The 10,263-nt window shown below is 61.8% G+C and carries 5 protein-coding genes and 3 pseudogenes; 5 read left to right on the top strand and 3 right to left on the bottom strand.

Features of this window, described 5'->3' with window-relative positions:
• Window positions 1-338: 338 nt before the first annotated feature.
• Both YU9_RS46930 and YU9_RS43880 read left to right on the top strand, forming a co-directional pair.
• Window positions 339-655, top strand: a pseudogene (locus YU9_RS46930) (IS21 family transposase); the annotation flags it as partial.
• A 161-nt stretch (window positions 656-816) separates the two neighbouring features.
• Window positions 817-1,390: pseudogene (locus YU9_RS43880) on the top strand (SOS response-associated peptidase).
• Window positions 1,391-2,156: 766 nt separating this feature from the next.
• Here the strand turns inward: YU9_RS43880 and YU9_RS46920 are convergent.
• Both YU9_RS46920 and YU9_RS50560 read right to left on the bottom strand, forming a co-directional pair.
• Window positions 2,157-2,378, bottom strand: a complete 222-nt coding sequence (locus YU9_RS46920; protein ID WP_084299211.1) for a hypothetical protein — start codon at window positions 2,376-2,378, stop codon at window positions 2,157-2,159.
• 400 nt (window positions 2,379-2,778) lie between these two features.
• Window positions 2,779-3,132: pseudogene (locus tag YU9_RS50560) on the bottom strand (daunorubicin C-13 ketoreductase); the annotation flags it as partial.
• Between the two features lie 238 nt (window positions 3,133-3,370).
• Between YU9_RS50560 and YU9_RS0137470 the strand changes: the two are divergent.
• Both YU9_RS0137470 and YU9_RS0137465 read left to right on the top strand, forming a co-directional pair.
• The gene (locus tag YU9_RS0137470) at window positions 3,371-3,790 is read left to right on the top strand and encodes a CopG family transcriptional regulator (protein ID WP_027577299.1); all 420 of its coding nucleotides are present in this window, start codon (window positions 3,371-3,373) and stop codon (window positions 3,788-3,790) included.
• A gap of 4 nt (window positions 3,791-3,794) precedes the next feature.
• Window positions 3,795-4,964 carry a PHB depolymerase family esterase gene (locus YU9_RS0137465; RefSeq protein ID WP_027577298.1) on the top strand — a complete coding sequence of 390 codons (1,170 nt, stop codon included), beginning with the start codon at window positions 3,795-3,797 and terminating at the stop codon, window positions 4,962-4,964.
• A gap of 227 nt (window positions 4,965-5,191) precedes the next feature.
• Here the strand turns inward: YU9_RS0137465 and YU9_RS43870 are convergent, their stop codons facing one another.
• Window positions 5,192-7,522, bottom strand: a complete 2,331-nt coding sequence (locus tag YU9_RS43870) for an AI-2E family transporter (RefSeq protein WP_051380663.1) — start codon at window positions 7,520-7,522, stop codon at window positions 5,192-5,194.
• Between the two features lie 422 nt (window positions 7,523-7,944).
• Between YU9_RS43870 and YU9_RS43865 the strand changes: the two genes are divergently transcribed.
• Complete coding sequence (locus YU9_RS43865; RefSeq protein WP_036019189.1) at window positions 7,945-9,786, top strand: tetratricopeptide repeat protein; 1,842 nt, start codon at window positions 7,945-7,947, stop codon at window positions 9,784-9,786.
• Window positions 9,787-10,263: the final 477 nt, after the last annotated feature.

Raw genomic sequence — 10,263 nt, 5'->3', positions numbered from 1 at the left:
CCCGGCAACATCAGGCCAGTGCAATAATCGCGCAGCGGTCTCGTCCGCTCCGCGTGACCGATCACGCTACCAAGCCCCGCCACATACTCCGCAAACCGGGTTTTGCTGTCTCCGCCTTGATCGAGATTCATCTGGCCCTCCGCGCGCCAAACATTGAATCCCTACAAATACTTGATTCTCAGCCTCAACGGCTGCGGCCGGATGACTCAGTAAGATTAGGATGAGAGAGCTTTGCCGGGCTCGTGACGCAGGGAGGGCGTAGCCCGACCGGAGTTACGAGCCCGGCGACGGCGCGATCCGAGCGGACCGCGCCGTCTGGTGATCGCGGCTGGCCGGTGATGGATGGTTCTTCTCGCCAAAGAGGAATCACCCGTTGCCAGGCTGCCATGTCACCGATCACCAGATGAGGCTCTACATGAAGTTCCGTCAAACCAATTCGCCGTCAGTGGCGGCCGCGAAGGTGTCGTTCAGTTCGTCGACCGCTTATCGGCTCGAGAAGGATCTGCGTCTTCCGTCGCAAAAGAAGTCACCGCGGCAAAGGCGCCGGCCGGATCCCTTGGCCAACGTCTTCGGCCTGGAGGTCGTGCCGATGCTGAAGGCGGCTCCCGGCGTGCGGCCCGTGGCCATCTTCGAGGAGATGCTCCGACGCCACCCTCGCACGCGACACCAAAAACACTCGCTGATTGACGCTCCGCGACAATCAGAGCGAACAAAACTCTTGCGCGCGACAATCATCGCGGCAATCATCACCTCGCCGCGGCACCGACTCGCCATCCTGATTGTCGCGCGCTTCCCATCCAGATTGTCGCGCTATAGATGCCCTGCGTCTTCCCCGATTACCCGGCGCCGGTTGTCCACAACGCCAGCGACGGTCAGCGCGAAATGACGATGATGCGCTGGGGCATGCCGCCACCGCCACGTGTCGGAGGACCTCCGGTGACCAATGTGCGCAATACCACCTCGCCGCACTGGCGCGCCTGGCTCAAGCCGGAGAACCGCTGCCTGGTGCCGGCGAACAGTTTTTCGGAGTACGCGCCAGAGCCGAACCCTGCGACCGGAAAGAAGGACGTTGTCTGGTTCGCACTGCCGATGAGCGGCCCTGTTTGCCTTCGCGGGCATCTGGACGACCTTCAACGGCGACCGCGGCACGAAGTCGAGGCCGATCCCAGGGCCGCATCAGGTCTACGGCTTCCTGACGACGGCACCGAACGCAGTGGTGGAGCCGATCCACCCAAAGGCCATGCCGGTGATTCTAACCAGTGATGAGGAGCGCGACATTTGGATGCGCGCGCCGTGGGACGAAGCGAAGGCGCTGCAGCGGCCCTTGCCCGATGCAGCCCTCAAGATAGTGGCCCGTGGCGAGTCGAAGGAAGATCAGGCCGCGGCATGAAGCATGTTGAGCCCCGCCCCTATGCGGATCCTGAAGCCGCAGCCCGTAAGCTCGTCCAGATCGCATCCGGTATCGAGTCGGCGAGGCAATTCGCCAAAACGTAGCGCGTTTGCATTCCAATCGCGATTGTTGCGAGGCCCGCCGGTTCACGCTGGCGGGCCGGTACCACCGATGAAAAGTCCCCAGCCGCTGTCTGGATGATTTGGGACTTAGTCAGTTTGGGACAGGGCGAAGCGTTGCTCACTCGCTGTTGTGATTTGGATATCTGCGCGACCCACGGTAGTATGGCAGCAATTCTCACCTATCGTCGTTTTTCGTAGGGAGCCTGAATGTTTACCGCAGCAGCCTGCCAAGAAGCAGCAGAACACTACAAGGCACTTTCCAGAGCTCCAGGTATTTCAGCCGCCCGAATGTCCCTTTTAAAGAACATCGCAAGGAGCTTCGCCGGCCTGGCCACTCAGTTGGACAGACTAGCAGCACTCACGAGAGACGAAGGGCGGCGCGGTTAGGCGGTAAGCCGCACTGCAAACCGTACAGCTGCCTCAAGGGTCGGCGGGTCTTGTTGGATCTGCCGTTCGGCCCATCCCCGACGCTAATAGCCTAGTTTAGAATTTCGCCGTCGCCTTGCTTGGGGCGAGGGCCAAACAAATGGGCCCCAGCTCCGGGGGCAATGGGACGGTGGAGCTGAGGCCAATCGGGGATGCCCTTGGGGAAGGGCATCGGGAAAACTTGCAATTGCTCAAGGTTCCGAACCGTCCCCAGTGTGTCAGCGATCCTTGTCAGGTTTACCGTTGGGGCTGCCGTCACCGCCGCCATTGCCATAGCCATTGTTGCCACGGGGGCCGGCCGGTCCGGCACCAGACCTTGCAATTGCATCGGACGTGAGGGATGTCGAGAGCAGGAGCGTCATGGCCGGAGGCGTCACGACGGCGAACCTTCCGCACGTCTTTAGGAACTCGCGCCGATCGTCATCTTCTTGCCTTGTCATGGCATGCTCTCCACCTGCACAACGGATTTATTATATTACCTCGATGCTATTAAATAAATTAAATAGTTAATAAGTTCAATCACGAAAATGTAACGAAGGTTCTTTTGCGGCTAGTTTGCGGATTTTCGTCTCTCCGTCCCGCAGTTGGCCGGATCCGGCAGCCGACGGAGGGGCCCGTGGAATGCGAAAGGTGAAAGAATCAGCGGCGCCTCTCACGCGCCGCCTTGATCTCGAAAGCGACAATGATCGCACCTGCGAATGGCGTTCCGATCGCCAGCATGATGAGAATCATCTCAAGCATGTCCTGATACCCCCGCCGGTCGCGATTTCATCCGGCGGAGCCCCTACACGGATTGGGCCTGCAGCAGGTCCTCTCCGGGCTTCAGCAATCGCACGTACGTCCCGGACTCATGCAGCTCGAGCCAGCCTTTCTCGACCGCGCATCTGATGCCAGCGCCACGACCTGCAGCTTGCTTTCGGCGTAGGCCTTTGCCGGATCCCAGGCCCGTCTCGCCCAGTCGAGGTCCCCAGCCTCCCCGCCGCGGTGAAGGCCACTGCTGAAGTACACCAAGCTAGCGGTTGTGGTCTCGGCAGCGCTACGGAGTTCGCCGACGACGATCCCTGCAGTCCGCGACGCGAGATCGCCCGACGGTCGCGGCGCGATCCGCCGATCGAGCGTGCAGCACCACTTGATAACCGTCGCCAAGAAGCGACTGGGCCCGTCGGTGCTGCCCGTGATGGAAACGGCCGCCATTCGATCCTCTCGCTACCCTGCGTCACAACTCTGTCCGAAGAAAAAGGAGCGAACAGGAGTAGGTCAGGCAAAATCATCCCCATGAGCCATAGATCGCGCCGCACCCGTCCAGATGGGTCTGGAATTCGATTGCGGCGCACTAGCACCGCAAAGATCGATGCCGCAGCCAATCAGAGGACCTTGCAACCCGATTTCCATCCGAATACCATCCACACAGATGTCCAAGAGATGGAAAACGATGGTCAGCAACGTCCATGAAATCCGACCCAAAGCCTCCGACAGCGAGAAAATCACGATCAATCTTGGTTTTGTCGATCTCGGTCAGGTCGACTTGATGGTCCAGGAAGGATTCTACTCCAACCGGACCGATTTCATCCGGACCGCAATCCGCAACCAGCTCGAACGTCACGCCGACGTCGTCAAGCAGTCCACGGCCCGAAAGAGCTTGGACCTCGGCTTGCGCAACTACAGCCGCGAGGATCTCGAGGCGGCGCGGCGGGCGGGCGAGATGCTGCACATCAATGTTCTGGGCCTTGCGACCATCGCCCAAGACGTCACGCCGGAGCTCGCTCGCGCGACCATCGCCTCGGTCTCCGTGCTGGGAGCTCTGCACGCCAGTCCCGCCGTCAAATCCGCTCTCTCCGACAGAACAAGGTAAGGCCATGCTGAAATTGGACATCGTTCGCGAAGCCACACGCCTCACGCGCTCGGGCCAGCTCGTCGAGGCCACCGCGCTGCTCCAACGCATGCTTCGGGGTGAGAACACACCGGACGCCACAGCCACCACAACACACCGCTCCACCGCGACAGAAAGAAAGTTGCCGACCATCGACCCCAAGCCACACGTCACCGCGACGAGGGGTCCGCGTCGCACGGTCCGTCCGCCTGTGGATCTCGCCAAGAACCTCTCGGGGCTCGGCCTCAGAGGATCGCTGAGGCGCGCCCCGCCGTCCGTGGCAGACATCGTGCCCGAGGGCGCCAAGTTCGTCGAAGGCAGCTACGGCAACGCCGCGGGGAGCCGCCCCTACCGACTGTTCATCCCCAGCGGCTATCGTGGACAGTCCATTCCGCTGGTGATCATGCTTCACGGCTGCACGCAGTCGCCGGAGGATTTCGCCGCCGGCACGCGGATGAACTTCATTGCCGAAGAACAGACCTGCTTCGTGGCCTATCCCGCGCAGCAGGCCGAAGCGAACCAGGCGAAATGCTGGAATTGGTTTCGTGCGGCCGACCAGCAACGCGGCGGCGGCGAGCCCTCGCTCATCGCCGGCATCACCCGCCAGATCATGCGCGACCATTCCGTCGACCCACAACGCGTCTATGTCGCCGGACTGTCGGCCGGGGCTGCGGCCGCCGCAGTTATGGGATCGACTTACGGCGATCTGTACGCAGCGATTGGCGTACATTCCGGACTGGCCTGTGGGTCCGCCACCGACCTTTCCTCCGCGCTGATCGCCATGAAGCAAGGCGGCGGGCCCGAGGCAATGCCGAGCGACGGCCCGCCCATTCCGACGATCGTCTTCCACGGCGATCGCGACACCACCGTGCATTCGAACAACAGCAGTCGAATTGTCCGGCAATCCATCGGCGGGACGAGCACGACCGTGAAGGTGTACCGAGGGCAGGTACCCGGAGGGCATGCCTACACCCGCACTATCCATATCGACACCGGAGGACACGGAATCCTTGAGCATTGGGAAATCCACGGAGCCGGACACGCATGGTCGGGAGGCTGCCCGGCCGGCTCTTACACCGATCCGGACGGACCGGATGCAACGAGGGAAATGCTGCGTTTCTTCCTCGAGCATTCGCTCCCACGTGGACGAAACTAGCAACATTGAGAATCTGGTGTCTGGGCCGAACAGGTCTTTGGCTTCTGTTTCGCTGCCGCCTCGCGGGCCATCCGCTCCGCCTTTGCCGACACGCGGAGGATCACTTCGAGCTCTGGGTCGCAACGCTGGCCAACCGATCCTGGAAGCCGCGATGAACAAGCTGTGGAGCGTTGTGTCGATGACGCCTAGTCGGTGCGACCGGTCTTCGGGAACGTATCTACTTGATCTTATGGCTTGAGGCCGTCGGCATGAACCTCCGCGTCATTCGGTCTCGAATCGATATCGACCATCAACGCGTTAGCCATATTCTGCAGTCGTAGACGATCTTGGTCCGGGAAGTTGCGCGGTTGCGTATCGACTAGCGAGAGGCAGCCTACGACCTGACCGGATGACGTCCGGAGAGGGGCTCCCGCGTAGAAGCGGATACCTTTCTCCAGTACGCGCGGATCATCCGCGAAACGCGCGTCCTCAGTAACGTCCTCCGAAACCAGCACATCGTTGGCAGCAATGACATGGGCGTCCAGCGAATTCTCGCGGCTCTCCTGAGCTTCCTGCGCGGCGCCATCGGAGAACGATACGAGTGCGATCGACACGTCGAATGCCTGAGCGATCTTCCTGGAGGCCAGGTCGAGTTCCTGCCGACGCGAAGCGACCAAACCGATCCTGGCCAGTGACGCAGCCTGCGTCGGCTCCGTCTCGCCGACGACTTGCAGCGTCTCGCCTCGGACTGCTGCTCGGCGAATCCATACGCCAACCTGGTCGACGCAGGCCTGGAGGGACGCCAACACCGCATCTGCCGCCATCTGCTGCTTCAGTTCTTCAGGTTGTTCGGCACCCCCCATCAGGTTCCAGCAACAGACGACGAGCTTTAGATGAGGGGCGCGACGGCGCACTCGACGAAACACGTATCGCGCGAACACCTGGGGCTGCCGGTGAAAATAGGACAAGCAAACTGCGTCAATACCATGAAGTTCGAGCTGGCCCAGCGCGCCTTGGGTGACTGCGATAGGCGGCAAAACTTTGGCGGTAAACCCACGCTCCTGAAGCACCTGCGCGATCATCTCTGCTGCCGCGTGATCGAGCTCCGTTCGTCCTGCAAGGCAAAGGACGGATAAACGCTCGGCGGTGGGAGGACTATCGTCCAGGGCAGCTTTTTCCCGGACATGGTCCTCGACCTCTCGCACGACGAAGGTAGCGGTTTCCGCGACGAGACGACGATAGTTTGTGTCGGCGGTGCTGCGTTGCCTGTCGTTCTCCGCGAGGCGGAGAGCAGGAATGGCCACGTTGTCGTAAAACTCACAAGAGGAGGTTTTGTCCACGTATTCCTCTGCGATCTCCACCGCCTCCTCCACATTGCCGGCCAGTAGGCGCTGGTAGAGCTGCTCCTCCGGAGCGAGGACAGGATCGCTACCGAGAAGAATGCCCAGGAACTCCAATTGTGGGACATAGCGTCCGATAACGACGACGCAGACCGTCAGAGGCGTCGAAAGAAATAGCCCCACCGGCCCCCAGAGCATGGTCCAAAAGATCGCTGCGACAATGATGGCCAGCGATGACAGGCCTGTGCTGGAGCCATACAGCCAAGGCTCGACGACATTGTTGCTGATCAGTTCGGCCACTAGGAACAGGCCGACGACCCAGAACAGCATGGTCCAGCCAGGATCGACAGCGATCGAAAGGGCAATCGGGAACAGCGCCGCAATGAAGGGGCCCAAGTAAGGGATGAATCGGAGCACTGCGGCGAGTAGTCCCCACAGAATCGCGTTTGGTACGCCCACGAAGTAGAGCGCGATGCCGATCGGAATTCCGTAGCTCAGATTCACGATCAGCTGCATCACTAGGTACCGACTGACCCGGGCGGCGGCGTCGTTGATGGCCTGCGTGCTCTTTTGGAGGTCACCGGCTCCCGCAAGCTTGATAAATCGGTCGCGCAAGTCTTCCCGCTCGAGCAGCACGAAAATCACAAAGATCACGACCAGCCCAGCGGTCGCCAGCGGCGCCAGCAAAGGACCGATGACGGAACGAATGAGCTCGAGAGGCTTAGGCTGGGGCGGCGCCAGCCTGACGGTGACCGGTTCTTGTGTCCGCGCACCCGCCGTTAACCCGGGCTGCTCCGCTTCGCTCCTTTTCTGCTCGCCGGAGATCTCTTTGCCAAGATCCTCGACTGTCGTGGTGACCTTGTCGAGGACGCCGCCGCCTGGCGCCGATTTCTGCAAGGAGTGGATCTTCTCGGTTATAGTGCTCTGGTACTTCGGGAGATTGTCGGCAAGTTGGACGAGCTGGCGGCCCACGACCAGGGCGGCGCCTGCGACCACGATGAAAGCAAGCGTTACGGCCATCAGAACCGCTGCGATGCGGGGTACTCTCCAGCGCCTCAGCCAATTAACCATGGGGGTCAGAATGAAGCTCAGGAGAATGGCGAGCGCGAAAGGAACGAAGATTTCGCTGCCGAAATAAAGACCTCCGATCGCGAGGACGATGCCGCCCGCCGTCAGAATAGGAGAACCTGCGGTCTGAACTGGAAGTCGCTGCGGCGATGTCGGATCCAACTCGGCCATGCGCCTGGCCTTTAGATTAGGAGCACGAGTCAACCCCGAATTGGTCAATCCGGTCCAACGGCTACTGCGAAATTCGAAGCAATGGCCACCTTCATCTCGTCGATCCGGAGACAGGCGAGGCTTCCTCCCGGGCCGCCCCTGACCCTCTGGGAAACTCGACCCCAAGACTATCGACGATCTCGTTCAGCAGGGCGTGACTGCCGGCGCGGCGCGTCCACCGGACATAGGGCAGGACGCTTCTGCACCCAGACCGCGTTTTCCGCCGACGCTAAGGTGTCGCAGCCAGAGGCACTGCAGTCGCCTTGCGGGAAGGACGGAAACGTCTCAAACTTCGCTTCGGGGTCTCGTTGGATCCGGTTCCAGCGGCCCCTTGGAGTCCCGCATCCGGCAGATTTTTTCCTCCGCCGATTCTGGAGCCCATCATGGCGACATTTACGCGATCGCGAAGCCTGCTGCTTTCCGCAAGTCTTGGTGCACTTGGCGGCACAGCACTGGCGGCGCTGCTGGCCGGGAGTGGCTTCATCCTCGCGGACGCACGCGCAACCGCTGCGGATGTATCGCTGCCGCTCGCCGATGCCGATCTTCCGATCTGCGGCACGCCGACCGCAACCGCCCGGCCAACCATGATTTTTCGCCTAGCTCAGACGGAAGTGCCACGCGCTGAGATGAGTGCCGCCAGCCCCGCGCCGGCATTCACGGACACCGAGCCGCCGCTGTGGATCGACATTGGCTCCATCACCTGGAAGATCACGACCGCAAACGAGCGCGCGCAGGCTTATTTCGATCAGGGCCTGCGTCTCGCCTTCGCTTTCAATTACGATGAGGCGCGGCGCGCGTTCCGCATGGCGCAAAAACTCGATCCTGACTGCGCCATGTGTTTTTGGGGCGAAGCGCTGGTGCTCGGTCCCAACATCAATCTTCCCATGCCGGAAGACGCTGCCGGGCCTGCCTACGCTGCCGCGCAGAAGGCGAAGGCGCTTGCCGGGAAGGCAAGCCCACGCGAGCAGGCGCTGATCGGTGCTCTGGCGGCCCGCTACGGCAGCGATCCGAAGGCGGCGCGCGCCGCGTTTGACGCAGCCTACGCGGTCGAAATGGCAAAGGTAGCAAAGCGGTTTGCCGACGACGACGAAATCGCCACGCTCTATGCCGAGGCCGTGATGGATATTAGCCCCTGGGACTACTGGAAGCCTGGCGGCCGCGAAGCCAAGCCGCAGAGCGTGTCGATCGTGCCGACGCTGGAGCGTGTGCTGGCTCGCAATCCCAATCATGCCGGTGCAATTCACCTCTACATCCATGCCGTCGAGGCGTCCGACCGGCCCAAGCGCGCCGAGCCTTATGCCGACCGGTTGCGCGGTGCGATCCCCGGTGCCGGCCACCTCGTCCACATGCCGAGCCACATTTACTACCGAGTTGGCCGGTATCTCGACGCACTGGAAGACAACAAGACCGCGGTCAAGGTCGATGAAAAATACCTGGCCGAGACCAACGCGCCGATGGGAGTCTACCGGCTCGGTTATTATCCGCACAACGTGCACTTCGTGATGGCGTCGGCGCAGATGGCCGGCGACGGCCCGACCGTCATTGCGGCTGCGGAGAAGCTCGGCCAGCTCATTCCCACCGAGGCTGCCAAGGGCATTGCGATGGTGCAGCCGGTCAAGGCGGCGCCTTACTTCGCCCACGCGCAGTTCAGCACGCCCGAGACCATTCTGGCGCTGCCGGATCCCGGCGATGCGATTCCCTATGTCAAGGCAATGTGGCTCTACGGGCGCGGCGTCGCCCTCGCGGCAAACCGTGACTTCGCGGGCGCTACTGCCGCGGCGAGCGCCATCGAGACGATCGAGCGCACCGCGGACTTCAAGCTGCTGAAGGATTCAGGCGTCCCGGCGCAGGAGGTGCTCCGCATCGCGCGCACGGTGGTCCTCGCACGCGTAGCTCAGGCCAAGGGCGACTATCGGACCGCCATTATCCGGTTCGACCGGGCGGCGGCATTGCAGGACGAGTTGGCCTACACCGAGCCGCCTTATTGGTATTATCCGATCCGGCAGTCGCTTGCCGCCGCCCTGCTGCAGGCCGGCCGTTACGCCGAGGCGGAGCGGCAATTCCAGCGCGCGCTCAGCCGGGCGCCCGCCAATGGCTGGTCGTATTACGGGCTGGCGGAATTGCATAAGTCACGCGGTGATGGCGCCGCAGCTCGCAAGGCCGAGGCCGACCTTGCCAGAACCTGGATTGGCGACCGCAAGCTGTTGCAGATTTCAAATCTCTGAAGAGCGAGCTCGACTCGTGCCGATGAGGTGATCGAATGAGGTCGCGACTTCCGTTCACACTGCTGGGCTCGGCGCTGACGGCCGCTTGTGGCCCTTCTGCGATCTTGGGGAACGTTCGCTCCTCCGCTGCCGCTTAGGCGCTCCCTTGAGCTACCCGAGCTTCCGCAATCTGACGCAGGCTGACGCTCTCGCCTGCGAGAACGCGACGGTCAAGGTTCGCACGGTCCTTGGCGGACAGCGGCAAACACCGGTGACAGTCTAAGGCTGCCTCTCGGGCGGCCTTCTGCTCTGAGCGACAGTTATTAGGCGTACACCACGCCAGCCGTCGGAGCTGGTAATTGCGCTGCTAGTAAGTGAGGTCGAAAGCAAGGNTATGATACTCGGAGGTGTTACGGGGGCGAACCTGCCGCAGGATCTTAAAAACTCGCGCCGATCGTCTTCTTCTGGAGAGGACATTGCGACTCCTATGATTTTTTT

The sequence above is a fragment of the Bradyrhizobium sp. WSM1743 genome (genome assembly GCF_000473065.1).
Taxonomy (GTDB): Bacteria; Pseudomonadota; Alphaproteobacteria; order Rhizobiales; family Xanthobacteraceae; genus Bradyrhizobium.
Note: the sequence above shows the minus strand (reverse complement) of the source record. Positions and strands in the feature narration are given on the sequence as shown.

Excerpts from the sequence above, each read along its gene's own strand:
- YU9_RS46920 (WP_084299211.1), bottom strand. The coding sequence starts at position 2,378 with ATGACAAGGCAAGAAGATGACGATCGGCGCGAGTTCCTAAAGACGTGC.
- YU9_RS0137470 (WP_027577299.1), top strand. The coding sequence starts at position 3,371 with ATGGTCAGCAACGTCCATGAAATCCGACCCAAAGCCTCCGACAGCGAG.
- YU9_RS0137465 (WP_027577298.1), top strand. The coding sequence starts at position 3,795 with ATGCTGAAATTGGACATCGTTCGCGAAGCCACACGCCTCACGCGCTCG.
- YU9_RS43870 (WP_051380663.1), bottom strand. The coding sequence starts at position 7,522 with ATGGCCGAGTTGGATCCGACATCGCCGCAGCGACTTCCAGTTCAGACC.
- YU9_RS43865 (WP_036019189.1), top strand. The coding sequence starts at position 7,945 with ATGGCGACATTTACGCGATCGCGAAGCCTGCTGCTTTCCGCAAGTCTT.